Genomic DNA, 20,376 nt, shown 5'->3' with positions numbered 1-20,376 from the left:
TGATGGGTTTATTGTAAGCTCTAAAGAGCTTACTACGAACTGATTATATTTATTAAATTGTCTATAATGTTCAAGTTTTAACCCGTTTTAACGGGTTTTCGCTCTCAGCCTTGGGTTTTAACCCAAGGTTCAATTAGAATGCCCTATTTTAACTTTTTTAACCCGTTTTAACGGGTTTTCGCTCTCAGCCTTGGGTTTTAACCCAAGGTTCAATATTTATTTTTTACCTACTAATAAATATGTTACCATATCGCCCCGCCCTTTAACAGGAATCATGCCTCTTTTTTCTAAAATATAATCATTTTTTAAATGTTCATGGGTACTTTGAGTAACTTGAATTTGTCCGGGGAGTCCGTGGGACTCCATCCGCGAGGCAATATTAACAGCATCTCCCCATAAATCATAAATAAATTTCTTTGTACCAATGACTCCAGCAACTACAGACCCCGTATTAATACCAATGCGAATTTGTAGGGGGTTTCCGTCTTTACATTTAATGTTTTGAATAGTCTCTCGCATGGATAAAGCCATGTTAGCAATAGCGAAAGCGTGGTTCGGGTTGGGGTTGGGGAGTCCTCCAGCTACCATATAGTTATCACCAATGGTTTTAATTTTTTCGAGGCCGTAGGTTTCGGTGAGTTGGTCAAAGACGGAAAAGACTTGATTGAGTAAATTAACTAATTCTTGGGGAGAAATTTGTGCTGAAATTTCGGTGAAATTGACGATATCAGCAAAGAGAATGGTGACTTCGGGGAAGCCTTGAGCAATGTTATTTTTGCCCTGTTTTAGCGTGTCGGCAATGGGTTTAGGCAGGATATTTAATAATAAGGCTTCAGACTTCTCTTGTTCAAGGCGAATTTGTTGGTCGGCTTCCTTCCGTCGGGCAATTTCTGTGGCCACTCTATGGAACATTTCGTTAAAGGCTTCCATAACTTCCCCTAATTCATTGCTCTGACAATAATTGAGGGAATAGAAGTTACAGTGTAATTGGTCTTGACTCAAGGCTTGTCCGGCAATTTTTAAGTCGTCTCGGAGGCGTAAAATGGGGGTGATGATGACTACCCCTAAAATGATCATGGTGCTGAGGGTGACGAAAAAAACAATGATTAAAACTAACCCTGCAATGCGAGCAATAAACCAATAAAGTTGGTGTTGGACGTGGGAGGCATCATGGCGGACAATGAGGGTGTAATCAATGCCTAACGACTGTTGAGACCAGGCTACATCATACCATTGTCCTCCTGGACTGCGTTGGCGGCGGATCATGGCTTGGCCTTGAATATCTGCGAGGGTTAAGTCGGGGGGGTTTCCGGTGGTTTCGATTAAATTTCCTTGGGGATCATACAGTGCGAGTCCTGCGACAATGGGGGATTCTGCGGCGATCGCTTCTATTTTACCCTGGAGTTGGGGTTGGGACATCTTTTGTTGCGTTAAGAGCGCGATCGCGTTAATTTTAGCAGTGGCCACATCCTCTAGTTGACGCAGCAAGTCTTGTTCCTCCCGACGATAGGAGGGAATTAAAATAATGGCCTCAATCAATAAAATACTCAAAAATACCCAAAAGCTGACGTAACGGGAGAGACGCGCTTTAAAAAGGGATTGACAGTCAGTGAGAAAAGAAGAAACCATAGAGGTTGAGAGAAAATAGGCCGATACGGAGACACCCCTAATGTTGTCTATTCTAGCGATAGCCTACCGGAAGCGGAAAAAAACGACCATTGGGGAGAAATCCTTACGGATGGTGTACCCTAAACCCCTGAATATACAATAAGTCCATGACCAACTCTGAAAACAGTCCAGAAAGAATGCGTCGATTCAACTTACAAGTTTTTAAGCGATTTTGGGCCATTGCCAAAGCATACTGGTTAGGGGAGAAAAAATGGCAAGCATTGGGGTTTCTTACCTTGCTAATTGTGCTATTAGTCGCCTATACTCAGCTTTCGGTGGCCTTAAACCGAGAACAAGGAAACCTCATCTCTGCGTTATCTGCGCAAAATGCAGACCGTTTTTATCGCACCGTTTGGATATTTTTCGGGATATTGGTGGTTTATGTCCCCATTTTCGCCGGGTTTCGCTATTTGCAAGAAAAGTTAGGGATTCTTTGGCGAAGATGGTTAACCCACCGCTATCTAGACCATTATTTCGATAATCGTTCTTTTTACGATTTAGGGGATAATAGCACCATTGATAACCCCGACCAACGGATATCCGAGGATATTCGCTCTTTTACCCAAGACTCCCTGCGTTTCTTGTTGGTGATTTTGCAATCCCTCTTTACGGTGATTGCGTTTAGTGTAGTCTTGTGGAGTATTTCCCCCATTTTAGTGGTCTTGCTGATTATCTATTCCGTCTTGGGGAATGTCATTACCGTGGGAGTCTTCGGGAAACCCTTGGTGCGTCTCAACTTTAACCAGTTGAAAAAGGAGGCAAATTTCCGTTTTGGACTGGTGCGAGTGCGGGAGAATGCTGAATCTATTGCCTTTTACGGGGGAGAAACCCAAGAAGCGAATTTGGCCAAGGAGAGTTTTGTGGATGTCTTCCGCAATTATAACCGTCTGATCCTCTGGCGGGAGTTTAATCTGGGTCTGTTTTCTAATACTTATCAGTTTCTCCCCTATGTGATCCCTGCATTGGCCATTGGCCCTGCTATTTTGGCCGGAGACTTGGAGGTGGGGAAACTCCAAGAAGCGAGTGGTGCGTTTGCACGGGTGTTTTTTGCGTTGAATGAAATTGTCTCTCGGTTTGAGAATTTAACCCAGTTTGCGGCAGGAATTGATCGGTTATACTCCTTTGAGGAGTTTTTACAGGAGTCACGGGATAAACGGGGGAAAGTCCCGGAGAATGCACCGAAAATTGATCGGGTGGAGAATGGCCAGTTAGCGTTAGAACATATTACCCTACAAACTCCTAACTATCAGCGTACTCTCTGTTCTGATTTATCGGTGGATTTAGAAACCGGACAGGGGTTATTGATTGTGGGTCCGAGTGGATGTGGGAAAAGTTCCTTGTTACGCGCGATCGCAGGATTATGGGATTCTGGGAACGGTCGGTTAGTACGGCCACAACTGGATAAAATGCTCTTTCTCCCCCAAAAACCCTATATGATCATCGGGTCCCTACGAGAACAACTCCTCTACCCTTCTGCGGGGGATACAGTGGATGATAAACTCTTGCAAGACACCTTACAACAGGTGAATCTCCCCGACTTAATCGACCGTGTGGGAGGATTAGATACCGTAGAGAATTGGTCCGAACACCTTTCTTTGGGGGAACAGCAACGGGTGGCCTTTGCGCGAATTTTGCTCAATCATCCCCAATATGTCATCCTCGATGAAGCAACCAGTGCGTTAGATATCGACAACGAAGCACAACTCTATCAACATCTGGCCAATATGCAGATCACCTATGTCAGTGTTGGCCACCGACCCACCCTGAGAGAGTATCATCAATGGGTGTTAGAGTTGGCCGAGGATCAAAGTTGGGACTTAAAAACTATTCAACAAGTTTAAGTCTTCTGGGAGGAGACTTCCAGTTAACGAACCTTCTCCCTTCCTCCTCCCTTCGTGTCCTTTGTGTCTTTGTGGTTTCTTTCCCTCACCCCCCCAGAAAATGCAACAATACAATATAAAAGAGAGATCCCCCATGATAGACGAAGGATACATTAAATATTACTGTGACTGGCAACTCAGCGACCCAGTAGAATTTGAGAAAATTGCGGCCTTAAATGAATGCCGCGATCGCCTGTTTCAGTTAAACTTAATTGGTGAATACCCCAACGGAATTGGATTTGGCAATATTAGCTGTCGAGACCCCGAAACCCCCCAAACCTTCCTCGTTTCCGGGACTCAAACCGGCCATCTCCCCACCCTCACCGAACAACATTACACCAGAGTCACCCACTATAACTTAGCCGAAAATAACCTAACCTGTGTCGGCCCCATCAAAGCCTCCTCTGAGTCTCTCACCCATGCCACCTTATACGAGATCAGTGAAGACATCCAGGCCATCATTCATGTTCATCATTGGGACTTGTGGAAACAACTCTGTTATACTGTCCCCACCACCGACAAAAATTGTGCCTACGGGACTCCCGAAATGGCCAAAGAAATGATGCGTCTCTTTGCAGAAAGTGACCTCCCAGATAAGCGAATTTTAGCCATGAGTGGCCATGAGGAAGGGATCATCACCTTTGGGGAAACTATCGCAGCAGCAGAAGCGGTTTTAATGCACTATTATTCGCAACTTTACGCGGTTCAACCCTAGGAGAATAGAGTATTATGAATCTTGCACTCTCATCCCCACCTTACACCCCCACAGAATATTTAGCCTTAGAGGAAAACGCAACCGTTAAACATGAGTATTTAGCTGGAGAAATTATTGAGGTGGCCGGTGCAACCGCAAATCATAATCTTTTAGTCGGGAAATTCCATGCAAGGCTATTATTAGCTTTAGAGGAGTCCAAATCCTTAGATTCAGTTGATTTTAGCATTACTTTACAAGACTTATATAAACGAGTTAATTTAAAGTAGTTATAAATTAAACAATTACCAACATTCTTATGTAAGTATTTAGCCGCTCCCCCTCTTATCCTCCTTTTACTCTTATCCCCCTTTTTAAGAGGGATGATAGAGGATAGTTCGCTTTTTATTAACACTGAATGCTTACCTTTTTTATTATATAATATTGACTCCTCAATAATTTAGATAAAACTATGAAAATAGCCACTTGGAACGTTAACTCTATTCGCACCCGACAAACTCACGTAAAAAACTGGCTCAAAGCCAACCCTGTGGATGTTCTTTGCTTACAAGAAACCAAAGTCATTGATCAAGATTTTCCCAGACAACCCTTTGAAGATATCGGATATAACGTCTATATTTCCGGACAAAAAGCCTATAATGGAGTAGCTATTTTTAGCCAAACTCCCTTAGAGGATGTCATCATCGGGTTTACCCCCATTGTCGGAGCAGACAAAACCGGAGACTTAGACGAACAAAAACGAGTGATAAGCGGTGCAATAAACGACATTCGTATTGTTAACTTATACGTCCCCAATGGTGCATCCGTCGGCAGTGAGAAATATGACTATAAACTGCGCTGGTTAGAGGTGTTAGGAGACTATTTACAGCAACTGCGGGAGAAAACCCAACAGGAACTCTGTGTCTGTGGAGATTTTAACATCGCCCTCAGCGACCAAGATATTTATAAACCCAAACCCAAAACCCAAATTATGGCCTCTCCCACGGAAAGAGACGCTCTGCAAACGGTGCTGTCTCGCGTAGAGTTACAAGATGCCTTTCGCAAGTTTACCGAAGAATCGGGCCATTATACCTGGTGGGATTATCGCCGGGGTGGGTTTACCCATAACCGGGGTTGGCGTATTGACCATCATTATTTAACCCCGAATCTTTATAAACGAGCCGTAAGTTGTACTATTGATATAGAACCGAGAAGGCTTGAAAAACCCAGCGATCATACGCCCGCGATCGCGGAAATTTAAAATTTGTTACTCTAGGTGACGAAATACAAGTAATAGGGGGGATTTATGTATTTAGTAACAGGGGCAACAGGTTCATTAGGACGGCGAGTGGTTCGGGTATTGCGCGATCGCAACTTACCCGTAAGAGCCTTCGTCCGCTTGTCCTCCAATTATAGAGAACTCGAAGACCGAGGCGCGGAACTCCTCATCGGGGACCTGCGCAACAGCAAAGACATCCAACGAGCAACCCAAGGAGTCCGCTATATCATCAGCGCCCACAGTGCCGGACAAGATGCTCAGTCCCTCGAATATCGGGCCAATATCGAATTAATCGACTCGGCCAAAGCACAAGGAGTCCAGCATTATGTCTATACTTCCGTCATGGGAGTAGAGCAAGAAAAAACCGAAGACTCCCCCACCTTCAAAGCCAAACGACAGGTAGAAAAATCCCTACAAAACAGCGGCCTCAACTACACCATTCTGCGGCCTGCCGGGTTTGCCAATAACCTCCTCCCCCTCGCCGAACGATTTAAAAACACCGGAGGCTTTTATTTACTCATCGGCAGTCCCAAAAATCGCTCCTCCATCGTCAGTACCGACGACGTAGCCCGCATTGCCGCCGACTCCCCCACCCTAGAGGCAGCCCAAAATAAAATTTTCCCCGTCGGCGGCCCCGATATTCTCACCCGCGAAGACATCCCCAACATTTTTGCTCGCGTTTTCAACCAAGACCCCTTAGTGATCAATCCCCCCCTGTGGTTATTTGATAACATTCGGGAAGGCATTGGCTTAGTCAACCCCGACTTAAAAAACAGTTTAGCCACCCTGCGAACCCTATTAGCCAACGAATTCTTCTGCACCCCAGAAGAAGTCTCCCACCTCGAAGCGACCTACAATTGCAGTATGGAGTCCTTAGAGAGCTTCCTCCGTCGTTATCTCGGCAAGTAAACATTAAGGGTTGTCTCCCTCCTCCCCCGGTTTCTAGTCCCGGTTTCTCGTCCAATGGCCAGTTGTTCCCCGATTACACCATGAGCGTTAATTCCTTTCCATCTTCATCCGATTTAAATGGTGAGGGACTTCCCTTAACCAGCGAAATGCTTGAAACCTCCCACAACTATAAAAAGTTATTGGGATTAGTCTTGGAGTGGACGGGGAAAGAGCCATTTTTGACCCAAATGTTGTTTAAAACCATTTTGGATTCTCAAGAAGCCCCCATTCCGGGGAAAGAACCAGAATGGGTGGAAAACTTTGTCCGATCGCGTCTCTTAAAAAACTGGGAGAATAACCCGAAACTGAAACCCGTCTGGCATATCCGAGACCGACTACTGAAAAACAAAGACAAACGCCGCAGTCTGCAACTCCTAGAGTTTTACGAAAAAGTCCTCAACGAAGAAATTGTCTTCACCGATAACAGTTCCGAACAAAAAGAACTGCAACTCTTAGGACTCATCGCCAAACACCGAGGCCGCCTCACCGTCCATAATCGCATCTACCGAGAAATCTTTAATGAAGACTGGATTAAAAAGGCCAAACAAACCCTCTCCTCGCAAATAGACCCCAACGACGAGCAGTTTTTACGCGCTTTTACCGACCTAGAACACAAACTGCTCTCCTCCCAAAATGAAATCATCTCCTCCATTGAAAATGGCAACCACTCCTCCACGGTAAGTCAACCCCTCTACGAAGTGCTACGGGATGTCACCACCAAAGTGGGCCAAATTGTCGGGGCCGACCGTACCAGCATTTTCCTCCTCAATGATGATAAAACCGAACTCTGGTCCTTAGTCGCCGAAGATGAAAGCGGACAATTTCTCGATATTCACGTCCCTGTCGGAGAAGGTATTGCAGGTTTAGTGGCCAAACATAAACAGGTCATTCATATTGCCGATAATGTCTATGATGACCCCCGGTCTCAATTAGTCAAAGAATCCGATAAAAAGTTTAACTATAAAACCAAAAATATTCTCGCCTTTCCTATCCTCAACGATAACTTAGAAATTATTGCCGTTGTCCAACTGCTGAATAAAATCCCCCAACCCGGAGACACCCAAAAAGGGTTTAGTCATCAAGACTTGGAACGGTTGGCCAAATGTGTGATCCCCATCCGCCGCATCTTAGAGACTTGTCAGTCTTGTTACGAAGGGATTAAAAAAGCCCAGGCCAATGCTGCCTTGGCTAAGGCCACGCGATCGCTGGATCAAGTCAACCTCGACACCAAAATGATCCTCACCCGCGTCATGGATGCCGCCAAAGAACTCCTCAACGCCGATCGTAGCACCCTTTGGCTCTACGATGATCACCGAGGCGACCTCTGGACCGAACTCCCCAAAGAAGGAGTCATACGCTGTCCCGTGGGAATAGGTTACGCGGGCCAAGTGGCCAAAACCCGTGAACCCGTGATCATCCCCTACGACCTCTACAAAGACCCCAACGCAGAAAACGCCAAACGCACCGACGCAAAAACCCATTATCGCACCTGTAGTTTACTCTGTATGCCCATTCTCAGTCCCGATGGGGGAGATTTATTAGGTGTAACCCAATTAGTCAATAAGCGCAAATCCGGCTACGAAAACGTAGAATACGATCAAAGCACCTATCCCCAAGTCCCCGCCTTTTTTAAAGCCAGTTTCGACAAAAATGACCGTCAATCCATGCAAATTTTTAATGAACGGGTTGGCGCGATTTTACAATTTGCCAAAGCTCACGAAACCCTCAAAGAATCCACCCAGAGCGAGCCTCAAACCGCCGTACAACAAACCTTAGCCCTCCTCAGCGACCTAGGCGGCAAAGAACAACCTGGAGCGCGTTATAATGCCCTTTACTCCCTGCTCAATTTCACCACCACCTCCTTAAAACGGTTATTCCAAGTGGAATATAGTCATGTCTTCTTAGTGGACGACGAAAAACAACAACTCTGGACCTTAATGCTTGGCGGAGAAAAAGCCCAATTTAAAATGCTCCATATCCCCACCCAAAAAGGCATTGCCTCCAAAGTCTTAGCCGCAAAAGAAGCCAAACGCAGCGAGAAAATTGCCCAAATTAAAGACCAACTCATTCGCTCTGGTATTCCTCCCCAAAAACAAGATCAACTCAAAAATATCTTACTCTTTCCCATCGTTAATGAGGAAGGACAATCCGTGGCCGTGCTTCGCTTGTTGAACAAGAAAACCAAACCAGGCTTTACCACCCAAGATATTACCCGTTTAAAAGCAAAAACTGAAATTATGCTCCCCGTTTTACAAGCATTACAAGCATTTCACCAAAACCAGAATTAATGTCCCACACTAAGCAATATAAATTCCTTGATCTCTTTGCCGGAATTGGTGGATTCCGAATAGCCCTAGAAAACTTAGGCTGTCATTGTGTTTTTTCCTCAGAATGGGATAAATTTTGCCAACAAAGTTACTTGGCCAACTTCGGAGAATCCCCCGTCGGAGACATTGGAAAAGTCCTCACCGAAGAAGTCCCCGATCATGATATTCTAACCGCAGGTTTCCCTTGTCAACCCTTCAGCATTGCCGGAGTGACTAAACACAACGCATTGGGGACAAAACACGGGTTTAAACATCCCACCCAAGGCACATTATTCTTTGATATTGTGCGTATTTTAAAAGCTAAACAACCTAGAGCATTTTTGTTAGAAAATGTCAAGAATTTATTGAATCACAATAAAGGCAAAACCTTTGAAGTCATTCGTAAAACCTTAATACAAGAATTAGGCTATTATATTCATTATCAAGTCTTGGATGCGGCCTTAGTATTACCCCAACACCGCAAACGAATTTTTATTGTTGGGTTTCGAGAGGATTTAAAGTTTGAATTTCCCACCATTGAACCGTCAGATATTACAATTCAAGATCTACTAGAAGCAGAAGTCGAAGAAAAATATACATTAACCGATCATCTCTGGACATATTTACAAAATTATGCTAAAAAACACCGCGCCAAAGGCAATGGATTTGGTTATGGATTAGTTGATTTAGCGGGAAAAACCCGCACATTAAGTGCAAGGTATTATAAAGACGGTTCAGAAATTTTAATCCCTCAACCCGGTAAAAATCCCCGACGGTTAACCCCTAGGGAATGCGCCAGATTACAGGGATTTCCAGATGATTTTAAAATTGTGGTGAGTGACACCAGGGCCTATGGACAATTTGGCAATGCGGTGGCTGTGCCGATGGTAGAATTGATTGGACGGCAGATTCTTCAAGCGTTAGAAACGCCAATCTCCCTAACCCCCTCTCCCCAGACTGATCCTTGGGTTTAAACCCAAGGCTCACAGCTAAAACCCGTTTCCAACGGGTTGAGGCTTCAAGGGTAACAGCAAAAATACTGTATTTTACTGAGCCACTGGGGTAATATGACATCCGGTTAATCGTTATAAGTTCGTAGTAAGCCCTTTAGGGCTTACAATAAATTGATTTAATACAAATCAAGCGGATTTCATTATTAATTGTTTATTGATTAGCGGTAACAATTGCCCCTTGTCCTTCCAATGAAGTAGCATAGCCTAAAAAGGCTTGTACCCCCTCCGTGGCCTCCTGATACACATAAAATAATGGTCGTTGATAGGGATAACTACTCGCTTCAGGAGTCACCCCATCAATGGGGACCACGCGGACTGTATTTTGATCGGCCACTTGACTATAGGTGGCATAGCCAATCCCATCATCTCCTAACCGTTGTAACATGGGCGTTGTGGCATCCCGTTCCATGGTTTGAATATTGGGAGTTGTGCCAAACGCTTGACCCTGTAAGACTAACTCCTGAAACGCTTGCCTTGTCCCACTGACGGGAGGCCGGTTAATGACTTGGATGACTCCTTGGGGGCCTCCTACCGCAGACCAGTCGGTAATTTCTCCGGTAAAGATTTTCACGACTTGTTGAGGGGTTAATCCCCGTTGAAAGGGGTTATTGACACTCACTGTGAGGGCAATTTTATCTTGAGACACCCGCAATGCGGTTAACCCCTGTTGTTTTTCCTCTGCGGTGAGGGGACGGGAGGCCGCGGCAATATCTGCGCTGCCACTAATGACCGCTTGAATGCCGTTAGAAGTCCCGGCGGCCTGGGTATTCACGGTGGTCCCTGGGAATTTCTGCTCAAACCCTGTTTTTAACGCCTCATTAATCAGTACCATACTGGTTGAACCGTTAATATTGATGGTTGTGCCTTGGGGAAGGCTACTGGGGACAGAAAAGGGGGTTTGGTCAGTATTTTGGCCTTGGCCAGAGGAGGGGTTTTGCGCGGTTTGCGGGGTATTTCCCCCAAATAATATTCCCCTAAAGAAAAATAACGCCCCACCAATGATGCCTAATGTAATAATTAGCGCAATAACTAGAGCCAGGGTATCTTTTTTCTGTGACATGGTTGAAATTCTGATAAGACTGAATGTGAACTACAGTAGATTGACCGATTATTTCTTAGCGCAACCGCACAAACACTTTTATAAGATTTGGGAGAGCATTTGATAGACGAGACGAAATAGGGTGGCGATCGCAACGACGACAGCCCCCGCTAATACCCCAATAAATAACACCCCGACAAAGTTCGGTAAACCCATAGTCGCAATCAGGGTTTCTATGCCTGCATTACCACTCAGAAAGGGAATAAACGCCACTAACAGCCAACTAACTCCCCCAATGATAATTAAGTCAAATTTCTCGATCCAACGGCGATATTGGGCATAAATTAAGCCTCCTAGACTCATTCCCAATAACCCAACACTCACTGGGTTCACACTGCCCAATAAACTACTCAAGGCAATATGTAACATCGCCCCTTCAAACCCAGTAAATGCAGCCCCTCCTAAGAACTCCATTAAGGAATAAGTCGAACCCGTCTGGACGGGAGAGGGAGAGGGAGAGGGAGGGGTTGAGGTGGGTGGGTTTTGGGTGGGTTGAGTGGTGGGAAACTGGCCACCTCCCCCACCTGACGCAACGGAGGGAGGGGGAGAGGTGACAGGGTTGGGGTTTTGGCTGGTGGTTGCATGGGGGGAAGTCTGACTGGGTGGAGCTTGGGTTGGTGCAGACTGGGGGGGTGGGGGTGATGTCTCTTGGCTAAAGGCTTGTAAGACATCTCTGGCCGACTGGAAGCGATCGCGCGGGATAGGATTAAGCATCGTATCTAAAATATTAGCCAAGCGATCGCTCACTTGCGGTGCGTGGCTTCGCCATTCCCAACAATTATTATACGCATCAAATAACTCATCCGTCGGCTTCCCCGTCAACAACACCAAACAAGTGGCCGCCAACGCATACAAGTCCGTCGAAGGATACACCTGGGCCCCCTGCATTTGTTCCGGGGGGGCATACCCCATCGAATAAATCCCCGTCGAACGGCCAGTCCCTTGGCCGGCCCCGGCAGTCACTTGTTTCACTGCCCCAAAATCCAACAAATACAGGCGGCCATTCTTATCCCGCATAATATTAGACGGCTTAATATCCCGATGGAGGACATTTTTCTGGTGGATAAACGACAGAATGCCCAACACCTCCGCCATCACCTCTAGGACTTCCTCCTCACTGTAACTCCCCTTATGGGCTTGTTCCTGCTCTAAATCTTCCCCATCAATATACTCTTGCACCAGATAGAAAAACTGGTCTTGTCGTTTCCCATCCTGACTGGCCACCACCACCGGAAAATAGGCAAAAGAATCGGGAATTTGCTTATGTTCCCGGCCAATTTCCTCCAACACCAGAGCCTCCTGTTCAAAGAGATTCTGGGCTTTTTCCAGGGATTTCGGGTCTAAATCTCCAGAGGGGAGAAACTGCTTGACTACACAGGTTTGCAGTCTAGCACTGTAGCGATCGCGGGCTAAAAACGCCGCCCCAAACCCCCCTTGGCCCAACAATTGAACCGGGAGATATCGCCCCCCCAAAATTAACTCCATCCCACAACTGGTACAATACCGTTGCTGAGAGGTTTTCAGCGTGTTCGGATCATCCAAGTCAGGGAACAAATTGCGAGGGTTAGGACAAGTTGGACGAGTGCAAATAATTTCCATGAATTACGCAAGAGACGAAACAAGCAACAATCAGCCATTGACCCACAAGGGCAGTCTCCTAAAGGTTAACCTCTGACGTGGACTCTGGACAAAGTTTTTTTCTTGGTTGTTTGTTATTTGTTGTTTGTGGAATAGGGAACAGGGAACAGTAAACAGTAAACAGTAATGTTGTTTGTTCTGGGTTCTTTGTTCCCCCCCATCTCCCCCATCTCCCAAACCCATCACCCAAACCCCTTACGAACCAAATTGGCAATTTGTTCAGCACTATCAATAACCGCCAAAGTTCCCGCCTTCTCCGCCATCTGGGTTAACTGACTCGGCGCATTTAATAACTCTAACACCGCCTTTTCTAAAATCTCAGCCGTCAGTTGATCTTGCCGATAAATCCAAGCTGCCCCCGCCTCTTGAAAGGCTTTAGCATTATAAAACTGGTGATCCTCCGCCGCAAACGGATAAGGGATAAGCAGAGAAGGAGTTTTTGTCACCGCTAACTCCGTTAAAGTCCCGGCCCCGGCACGACTAATGGCTAAATTCGCCCGTTGTAGGAGTCCCGCCACATTATCGTAAAAAGGACGGGCAAAATAATGGGGGTGTTGGAATGTCTCCGCATCCGGATCGCGATCGCCCGTTAAATGGACCATATAAGCCCCCGTTTCCAGCCAAGCCTTTGCACTATCTCGCACCCGTTGATTGACCGCTACAGCCCCTTGTGACCCCCCTAGAATGACAATTAAAGGCGCATCGTCGGGGATGGGAAAATCATCGAGGGGTTGGGGGGTGAGAAATTCCGAGCGAACGGGGGTACTCACCCAAACGGTTTTCGGTTTCGGGAGGTGTTCCCCCGCAAGGGAAAAACCGATGGCGACGGTATGACAGAGGGGGGCCAGCAAACGAGTCACTTTCCCTGGAATGGCGTTGGCTTCGTGGAGAATCACCGGAATACCCCGCAGACGAGCCGCTAAAATGGCCGGGGCGGCAATATATCCCCCAGTGGTGAAAACTGCATCAATTTTTAAGTCTCCCAACAGTCGCCACACCCGCCACACAGAGGTAATGAGCCGTTGTAGGATAAACAGGGATTTAATCCCCCGTTGTTGAAACCCCTCTACGTTGATGGTGTGAAGGGGATAATCTTGGGGGACTAGGGTAGTTTCGAGACGGTTAGGGACTCCTAACCAGTCAATTTTAGCGTTTGGGAATTGTTGGGCAACGGCTAAGGCGGGGAATAAATGCCCTCCTGTACCACTGGCCGCAATGAGAAGATGAGGTTTTGGAGACACGGTAACGTTTTAGGCGATTGGGCTACTTATTACTCTTATCATGTTAAGTGAAGTCTTAATCATTGTAGGGCTGGCATTGCCCACCCTACAGGGTTTCCGGATTTTTTAAGGTCTTTGGAGACCGGATTTCCTATCAACCCGTTTTTAACGGGTTTAAGTTATTAGCCCTGGGTTGAAACCCAAGGTGTATTACTCAATGTTTTGTTTAATCTTTCGCCACGATTTGAGCCAATTCAGTAACTCAGTTTGGGAAACTTTTTTATGAGTTTTTATGGCTTTTAAGAATTGGGATAGCTGATAGGTAGATTGTCCGGTTTGCTGTTGCCATGCCGCGCCAACGGTTGGTAAGTCTGTTGAAGTATTGCCTAAGCCAAGTTTGTTTTGTAAGTGTTTTTGATGGGCTTTTCCTAATGTTTGTAAGACAAAGTTATGGGTGGCAGCTTTTTGTAATACTGCGGCTAGGGCTTCTATATAAATTTTGCTGTTATTTTCGGAGGGTTGTGTAATTGGTTTCGGTTGTCCAAAGCGACGGTTTAGGGCAATGAGGGTAATAATTACCATAATAATTGTTTGCATAAATACCGGATAAAGGGGGGTTTGTTGTATATAGTTAAAGAAGTTGGGTTCGCTGTCTAGTTTGTCTTCTAGGGTGTCTTTGTCTTGGTAGCCATGAATATATTCATCAACCCAAATTTTTGGGGGAGTTGGGTTTGGTTGGAAGGGGGAATTTTGCAGAGTTTGGCTATGGGCTTTTAGGGTATTATTGAGGAAAAATTCGTGGTTGGGTGTCGAGAGGGCGAGGTAGGTGAGAAGTTGATAGTTGGCGGTATAATTTTGATAGGCGTTGGCGGCTAAATAGGGGGTGGTACTGTAGATAATTTGTCCGTCTCCCATGGATTTTCGCCAGACTATTGCCCCGTATTGATCTTTGAGAATGGCTTGTTCTGAAGGGTTAAGTTGATGTCGTCTTTTGGTGTCAATTTTGACTGTTCCCAAGGGGGTATTATAAAGGTTACTAAATTCGGCTTGGGTGGGGGTTGTTTGGACTCCGAGTAACAGGAAGGTGTTACCTGCTTTAACCCAGTTTTCTTCTTCTGGGGTAAGGCTAAAGGGGAAGGGGTTGCTATAAACTCGTAGGAAGGTTGTGGGGGGTTGGGTGGACTCTGGGAAGGTGTCGAAGGGTTTTCTCCAGCGTTGGATGGTGGCGTTGGTTTCGTTTTGTACATATTCGTACCATGCCCCGTAGCCATCGGGAAAGCGATTGTAGGTTGATCCCTGGGTTTGGGGGTTGTTGTTGGGGGCAAAGAGGAGGGTGAGGGTGATGAGGGTAAATAGCGCGATCGCGCCCCACAATTGCAGTCGTTTTGGTATAGTCATAGTTGAGAAAACGCCCGTTGACAATCTTCAAACAGCGATCGCGTGGCCGTCACCCGGCCAAACCGCAAACTCTGATGAGTCGTAATTAAAAACTGATACGCTTCAGGTTTCGGCAATTCTTGAATAATGCGCAAATATTCCCCATCGGTCCGACTCGCTTGTTGTTGGGCAATCCCCTGGTCATGGAGACGCTGTAACATCGCCATATAAAGGCAAAAACAGGCTTGAGTATAGTTTCCCCGACGTTGAGACTGTTGACTTCGGGACAACCACTGGGACAGTGTTACCGGAGAGTCTGGGGAATGGGAAACAGGAGTTTGGAGGGAAGGTTGGAACAACTGATACAAATAAGGACTCAACAACTGCCACAACATCCACCCCAACCAAAAAACCACTCCAGCCAATACCATCCAGAATACCACTTGTGAGAAGGCTTCCCACCAAACAGAATTCGTCCAGTCCATCCCATCATTGTCAGATTGAGACTGGGTATGATATTCATACCACTCCCCAATCCGACGTTGTAACTGATGCAATTGCCACCCAATACCGTTTTCTTGATAACTCACTTTTTGTTGGTTATAGGTTGTAGGTCTAGGGGTTTAGAAACCGGGTTTCTTATATCAATTTAGGTGAAATATTCCCATTTTATATAGAAACCCGGTTTCTTACTTTTCTGATCCATTATCAACTACCCAATCACCTCTCGCTTTAAATAGGGTTGTAACACCTTGGGAACTGTCACCGTCCCATCTGGTTGCTGATAATTCTCCAAAATCGCCGCCATAGTCCGTCCAACCGCTAACCCAGACCCATTTAAAGTATGCACATATTGAGTCCCCTTTTTCCCTGGTTCTTTAAAGCGAATATTAGCCCGTCTCGCTTGGAAATCACCACAATTAGAACAACTCGAAATCTCCCGATATTGCCCCGCAGACGGCAACCAAACCTCTACATCATAACATTTCTTGGCACTAAAACCTAAATCTCCCGTACATAATTCAATCACCCGATAGGGTAATAATAACTCCTCTAAAATTGCCGTGGCATTGGCCAACATTTTTTCGTGTTCCTCCTCCGATGTTTCCGGACGAACTAACTTGACCATTTCCACCTTATTAAACTGGTGTAAGCGAATTAATCCCTTGGTGTCTTTCCCATAACTTCCCGCTTCCCGACGGAAACAAGGGGTATAAGCACAATGATAAATCGGTAATTGATTAGCCTCTAAAATATCATTGCGATAGAGGTTCGTGAGGGGAACTTCTGCGGTAGGAGTTAACCAGAGGTCATCTTCTGCACATTGAAAACTTTCTTCGGCAAATTTTGGCAGTTGTCCCGTTCCTTTCAGTGTTTCACTATTCACTAAAACCGGAGGCATGACTTCTAAATATCCTGCCGCAATTTGTTGATCGAGCATAAAATTAATTAAAGCTCTTTCTAAGGCCGCACCCATTCCGATCAAGTTTACAAAGCGACTTTGGGAAATTTTTACTGCGCGAGTGGATTCAATAATGCCTAATTTTTCGCCAATTTCCCAATGGGGACGACAGGTTTCAGGGTTTTTCAGTAAATAGTCCTCTCCCCAACGGGAAATTTCGACGTTTTCATCTTCACTTTCACCGAGAGGGGTGCTATCACTGGGTAAGTTGGGTAAATTGAGAATTAATTCCTCAATTTCAAATTTTAACCCCTTTTCTTGGGGTTCAAGGTCGGCCAGTTGTTGTTTTAGGTCGTTTCCTTCTGTTTTTAACTCTTGAATTTCGGGACTTGCGGGGTTGGTCCCTCCTTTTATTTTTTGTCCGATTAATTTACCAATTTCATTACTACGCGCTTGCAATTGACCGCGTTTTGTGGTTAGTTCGCGCTGTTGTTGGTCTAAGTCCAGTAAGGCAGTGAGATCATATTGATCACTCCGTTTCTGGAGTTGTGCTTGAATCTCTTGGGGGTTTTCTCGAATTTGTTTCAGGTCTAACACGGATTTTGTTGTTTGACTGTGATCGCTATTGTATTATCTATCATTTAACAAAGAACCAATAACCAATAACCAATAACCAATATTATTTTTTCTGGAAAATCACGGATAGGTTATTGGCGGGCATTGAGACTTTCTTGACAAATTGTAGGTTTTGTGTATTGGCTAATTCAATGACATCTTCTAGATTGCGGATTCCCCATTGGGGGTTGCGGGTTTGTAGGGATTGATCAAAGGCTTCGTTACTGGGGGCGGTGTGTTGGTTATTTTCTTTATAGGGTCCGTATAAGTAGAGAATCCCCCCAGAGGGTAAAAGGCGATTTGCACCCGCTAGAAGCTCTCTACAGGCTTCCCAGGGGGAAATGTGAATCATGTTGATATTGACGATCGCGCTAACAGGAAACTGCGCTAAGTCCACGGTATCAAAGGGTTCCGTCTCCAGGGGCCAAGGACGCTCACAGACATCTAACGCTAATGGAGGATGTAAGTTATCCCCAGACTGAAACTTTTGCCAGGCCGCAATACTCGCTCTCGCGTCTGGGTTGGGATCACTGGGTATCCATTGCAGTTGGGGGAAGTGAGGGGCGAAAAATACTCCATGTTCCCCTGTGCCACTGGCCACCTCTAAAACCGTTCCCTCAGTCGGTAACACGGTTTTTAAAACCTGCAAAATGGGTTCACGGTTGCGGAGGGTTGCGGGAGCAGATTGTCGAGCATCCATAGTCATGAGTTCTATTCCTATCCAGTCTGACTAAAATCATGTCCTAAGACCTGATAAACTTGCCGTTGAATAAACAACTCTACCAGATCATCCTTGATTTTATTTTTCTCGGCTTCTTCTCGTAAAATACGCAGGGTTAACCCAATGCCTAATGGACGCTTATAAGGTCGATCTGCTGCCGTTAAAGCATCATAGACATCGGCAATCATCATCATTTGGGTTTGAATGGGGATGTTTTCCTCGGTGACTCCTAGGGGATACCCTGTGCCATCTAGTTTTTCGTGGTGACGGTAGGCAATGATGGGAATATCTTGTAAATCTCTAGTCCAAGGAATGCGCTTGAGAAACTCGTAGGAATGGGTGACATGAGCTTCGATGGCTTTTCGTTCTTCGGGACTTAAATTGCCCCGTGGGAGCATTAATTGGGTCATTTCCTCTTGGGTGAGGAGGGGTTTTAATGTGCCGTCGATATCCCGATAACGGTATTCTGCTAAGGCGGTGAGTTCGACGAATAGTTCATCGGAGAGAACCTGAAAGCGTTTCGTGGCGACAGCTTCCGGTTCGTTCATGTTTTCGATGAATTGGAGATAGCGTTGGAGTTGCGCGATCGCGCTTTGCAACTGTTCCTCCAATTCCTGTAACTGACGACAATGGGAACACCCCTCCACATCTCCCGACTGATGAAAATGGGCCGGATGTTCCACTAAATATTTAAATTTCTGCTCCGCACAGTCCATTTGTAAAGTCCGTTGGGCTACCGCAAACCGTTGGCGAATCACCTCTAACTGTTCCGGATAGAGCTTTTTGCGCTTATTGAGCAGGGTTTCTGGGACACTAATTTTGCCAAAATCGTGGAGAAGGGACGCATAACGCAATTCTTGAATTTTACGGTCATTGAAAAGCTGCGATCGCAGTCTTCCCGTTTCCACCTCATTCACCTCTAAGGCCAATTGCACCGTTAAATCCGCCACCCGTTCCGAATGTCCCGAAGTCGTGGGATCACGCGCTTCAATGGCCTGCACCGACGCTCGCACAAACCCCTCAAACAAGTTCTCAATATTCTCCTGTAAATTATTCCGTTCAATGGAAATGGCCGCCTGAGATGCTAAAGAGCGAACAATCCGTTCTTCCTCCTGTGAATAGGGTTGTGTTACTTCTAGAGCATTATCTGGGGTGATGGGAATATCTGCCTGAATCTTACGATTAATCAACTGTAACACCCCAATTAACTCCCCTTCCATATCCTGCATCGGTAACACCAACACCGAACAAGTCCGATAGTTAAAATCACTATCAAAATTGCGATCAAGCTGGTAAGGAAGTCCAGGCAACAAATTATGAGCATCGGGAATATTCAAACTCCGTCCCGTTAGGGCTACATATCCCGCCAAACTCTTGCGAGTAAGCGGAATCGTAAACTCGTGAAACGATGCAGAGGGGAGGGAATCATTTTGCGCGACTTTGAACACGAGACACCGCTTTTTGTCTCTTTTTTCCACTAAAAAGACACTACCCGCGTCACTACAAGTAATTTCTCGACTCTTGCTCAAAATTAAATGCAATAATTCCTGTAAATCCTGTATTCCGGATAACGCTGTGCCAATAGACAGTAATTTTTCAATAAGTTCCACTCGTCCGTGATCTGTAAATGAGGACTCTAAAGTATCAAACAGTAGAGAAGGGGAAGAAAATGCAGTCATCGCTGATGAGGAGGATAGGCTAGTATCCATTAGGTTTAGTTAATCTGATTGGTTTGCAAAAGGATGCAGTGAGGGGTTTAGACAAACTCATAGCTGTCCGTGTCCCACTGGTCTCTTGTCACCTAGTCATCTGTTTCTCTCGCAACTGCCGCAGGATCCTTCGCCAGCTAGTCAACCCATCCAGTCAGGGATTTAAGTCCAATGTACGACAAAGATAGGTACTTTTCAGCGACTGAAAACAATCCATACTGTGATCTATTGCACTGGCACAGACCCTTTAGGACATTTTAACGCTTCTTTGGCTCGAGGTTTGAGTGGTAAACTGGGCGGAGTCGGAGAAGGTTGTTCCGTTTTGCATAAATTGGCAACAGCATTTACTTCTTCTTGGGTTGTTTCAATATAGATAATACCCGTATAACTCGATAATCCTTCCTCTTGAGCAAAGGCTTTCATCTCGAAACTGTGCGGAGGCTCGCCATGGGACAGTAAGGTATAATTATATTCTGGGGTATCGAGGTTAAAGTCAAGGTTTAAGTTTTCCATTGAGGCCGCAAACTCCCCATTGGTTTTATAGTACGCTTCTTGACCGCGAGTCACCGCTTGGAGGTAAAATTTAGCTTGGTCTTCCCCGTTGGGAGTCGGCATTTTTAAATTGAGTTGACATCCCGTTAACACCACAGGGGTAAGCAGTAAGAACGTTAGGCGAATTGGAAAATTAATCAGAAGGGATTTCATGAGTATTTTCACTGAATACAATACTCTTGACTACATTTTCTAGGGAATAAGTTCCGGTGAAGGGAAAAAAATTGTTGATAGTGGATAGGGGAGTTGGGAGTTGGG

The 20,376-nt window shown here is 45.7% G+C and carries 17 protein-coding genes; 7 read left to right on the top strand and 10 right to left on the bottom strand.

The features are described from left to right. Positions 1-216: 216 nt before the first annotated feature. On the bottom strand, positions 217-1,629 hold the full coding sequence (locus tag PN462_RS14300) for an adenylate/guanylate cyclase domain-containing protein (RefSeq protein WP_272129109.1): 1,413 nt from the start codon (positions 1,627-1,629) through the stop codon (positions 217-219). Positions 1,630-1,805: 176 nt separating this feature from the next. On the opposite strand from PN462_RS14300, the gene PN462_RS14295 reads away from it, so the two are divergent. The 7 genes from PN462_RS14295 (at position 1,806) to dcm (ending at position 9,746) form a co-directional block, all read left to right on the top strand. Further along, a complete protein-coding gene (locus PN462_RS14295; protein ID WP_272129107.1) occupies positions 1,806-3,509 on the top strand; it encodes an ABC transporter ATP-binding protein/permease in 1,704 nt (567 codons plus the stop codon). 133 nt (positions 3,510-3,642) lie between these two features. Further along, a complete protein-coding gene (locus PN462_RS14290; RefSeq protein WP_272129106.1) occupies positions 3,643-4,263 on the top strand; it encodes a class II aldolase/adducin family protein in 621 nt (206 codons plus the stop codon). 14 nt (positions 4,264-4,277) lie between these two features. Beyond that, positions 4,278-4,529, top strand: coding sequence for a Uma2 family endonuclease (locus tag PN462_RS14285; protein ID WP_272129105.1), 252 nt, complete (start codon positions 4,278-4,280; stop codon positions 4,527-4,529). Between the two features lie 182 nt (positions 4,530-4,711). Beyond that, entirely contained in the window at positions 4,712-5,500 is a 789-nt protein-coding gene (xth, locus tag PN462_RS14280) for an exodeoxyribonuclease III (protein WP_272129103.1), read from the top strand. A 45-nt stretch (positions 5,501-5,545) separates the two neighbouring features. Further along, entirely contained in the window at positions 5,546-6,427 is an 882-nt protein-coding gene (locus tag PN462_RS14275; protein ID WP_272129100.1) for an SDR family oxidoreductase, read from the top strand. Between the two features lie 80 nt (positions 6,428-6,507). Further along, on the top strand, positions 6,508-8,754 hold the full coding sequence (locus tag PN462_RS14270; RefSeq protein ID WP_272129098.1) for a GAF domain-containing protein: 2,247 nt from the start codon (positions 6,508-6,510) through the stop codon (positions 8,752-8,754). After that, positions 8,754-9,746: a DNA (cytosine-5-)-methyltransferase gene (gene dcm, locus PN462_RS14265; protein ID WP_272129097.1), complete on the top strand. Its 993-nt coding sequence runs from the start codon at positions 8,754-8,756 to the stop codon at positions 9,744-9,746. The genes PN462_RS14270 and dcm overlap by 1 nt, the downstream gene beginning before the upstream one ends. Positions 9,747-9,936: 190 nt before the next feature. Here the strand turns inward: dcm and PN462_RS14260 are convergent, their stop codons facing one another. From PN462_RS14260 to PN462_RS14220, 9 genes are all read right to left on the bottom strand, one after another. Further along, on the bottom strand, positions 9,937-10,845 hold the full coding sequence (locus tag PN462_RS14260; protein WP_272129094.1) for a phosphate ABC transporter substrate-binding protein: 909 nt from the start codon (positions 10,843-10,845) through the stop codon (positions 9,937-9,939). A 78-nt stretch (positions 10,846-10,923) separates the two neighbouring features. Next, positions 10,924-12,483: a serine/threonine protein kinase gene (locus tag PN462_RS14255; RefSeq protein ID WP_272129092.1), complete on the bottom strand. Its 1,560-nt coding sequence runs from the start codon at positions 12,481-12,483 to the stop codon at positions 10,924-10,926. Positions 12,484-12,704: 221 nt separating this feature from the next. Further along, on the bottom strand, positions 12,705-13,763 hold the full coding sequence (murG, locus tag PN462_RS14250; RefSeq protein ID WP_272129089.1) for an undecaprenyldiphospho-muramoylpentapeptide beta-N-acetylglucosaminyltransferase: 1,059 nt from the start codon (positions 13,761-13,763) through the stop codon (positions 12,705-12,707). A 189-nt stretch (positions 13,764-13,952) separates the two neighbouring features. After that, entirely contained in the window at positions 13,953-15,140 is a 1,188-nt protein-coding gene (locus PN462_RS14245; protein ID WP_272129088.1) for a DUF4350 domain-containing protein, read from the bottom strand. Then, a complete protein-coding gene (locus PN462_RS14240) occupies positions 15,137-15,709 on the bottom strand; it encodes a DUF4129 domain-containing protein (protein ID WP_272129086.1) in 573 nt (190 codons plus the stop codon). The genes PN462_RS14245 and PN462_RS14240 overlap by 4 nt, the downstream gene beginning before the upstream one ends. A 122-nt stretch (positions 15,710-15,831) precedes the next feature. Next, positions 15,832-17,118 carry a serine--tRNA ligase gene (serS, locus tag PN462_RS14235; RefSeq protein WP_272129084.1) on the bottom strand — a complete coding sequence of 429 codons (1,287 nt, stop codon included), beginning with the start codon at positions 17,116-17,118 and terminating at the stop codon, positions 15,832-15,834. 82 nt (positions 17,119-17,200) lie between these two features. Next, the gene (locus tag PN462_RS14230) at positions 17,201-17,842 is read right to left on the bottom strand and encodes a DUF938 domain-containing protein (protein ID WP_272129083.1); all 642 of its coding nucleotides are present in this window, start codon (positions 17,840-17,842) and stop codon (positions 17,201-17,203) included. A gap of 11 nt (positions 17,843-17,853) precedes the next feature. Then, entirely contained in the window at positions 17,854-19,536 is a 1,683-nt protein-coding gene (locus tag PN462_RS14225; protein WP_272129082.1) for an HD-GYP domain-containing protein, read from the bottom strand. Between the two features lie 255 nt (positions 19,537-19,791). Beyond that, positions 19,792-20,271: a type IV pilin-like G/H family protein gene (locus PN462_RS14220; protein ID WP_272129080.1), complete on the bottom strand. Its 480-nt coding sequence runs from the start codon at positions 20,269-20,271 to the stop codon at positions 19,792-19,794. Between the last annotated feature and the right edge of the window lie 105 nt (positions 20,272-20,376).

Origin of the sequence: Spirulina sp. CS-785/01 (genome assembly GCF_028330525.1) — a bacterium.
GTDB lineage: Bacteria > Cyanobacteriota > Cyanobacteriia > Cyanobacteriales > Spirulinaceae > JAQMSD01.
This window is presented reverse-complemented; position numbering and strand designations above follow the sequence as displayed.

Excerpts from the sequence above, each read along its gene's own strand:
- PN462_RS14255 (WP_272129092.1), bottom strand. The coding sequence starts at position 12,483 with ATGGAAATTATTTGCACTCGTCCAACTTGTCCTAACCCTCGCAATTTG.
- PN462_RS14245 (WP_272129088.1), bottom strand. The coding sequence starts at position 15,140 with ATGACTATACCAAAACGACTGCAATTGTGGGGCGCGATCGCGCTATTT.
- PN462_RS14295 (WP_272129107.1), top strand. The coding sequence starts at position 1,806 with ATGCGTCGATTCAACTTACAAGTTTTTAAGCGATTTTGGGCCATTGCC.
- PN462_RS14270 (WP_272129098.1), top strand. The coding sequence starts at position 6,508 with ATGAGCGTTAATTCCTTTCCATCTTCATCCGATTTAAATGGTGAGGGA.
- xth (WP_272129103.1), top strand. The coding sequence starts at position 4,712 with ATGAAAATAGCCACTTGGAACGTTAACTCTATTCGCACCCGACAAACT.
- PN462_RS14260 (WP_272129094.1), bottom strand. The coding sequence starts at position 10,845 with ATGTCACAGAAAAAAGATACCCTGGCTCTAGTTATTGCGCTAATTATT.
- dcm (WP_272129097.1), top strand. The coding sequence starts at position 8,754 with ATGTCCCACACTAAGCAATATAAATTCCTTGATCTCTTTGCCGGAATT.
- PN462_RS14290 (WP_272129106.1), top strand. The coding sequence starts at position 3,643 with ATGATAGACGAAGGATACATTAAATATTACTGTGACTGGCAACTCAGC.
- PN462_RS14285 (WP_272129105.1), top strand. The coding sequence starts at position 4,278 with ATGAATCTTGCACTCTCATCCCCACCTTACACCCCCACAGAATATTTA.
- PN462_RS14230 (WP_272129083.1), bottom strand. The coding sequence starts at position 17,842 with ATGACTATGGATGCTCGACAATCTGCTCCCGCAACCCTCCGCAACCGT.
- PN462_RS14220 (WP_272129080.1), bottom strand. The coding sequence starts at position 20,271 with ATGAAATCCCTTCTGATTAATTTTCCAATTCGCCTAACGTTCTTACTG.
- PN462_RS14300 (WP_272129109.1), bottom strand. The coding sequence starts at position 1,629 with ATGGTTTCTTCTTTTCTCACTGACTGTCAATCCCTTTTTAAAGCGCGT.
- PN462_RS14225 (WP_272129082.1), bottom strand. The coding sequence starts at position 19,536 with ATGACTGCATTTTCTTCCCCTTCTCTACTGTTTGATACTTTAGAGTCC.
- PN462_RS14275 (WP_272129100.1), top strand. The coding sequence starts at position 5,546 with ATGTATTTAGTAACAGGGGCAACAGGTTCATTAGGACGGCGAGTGGTT.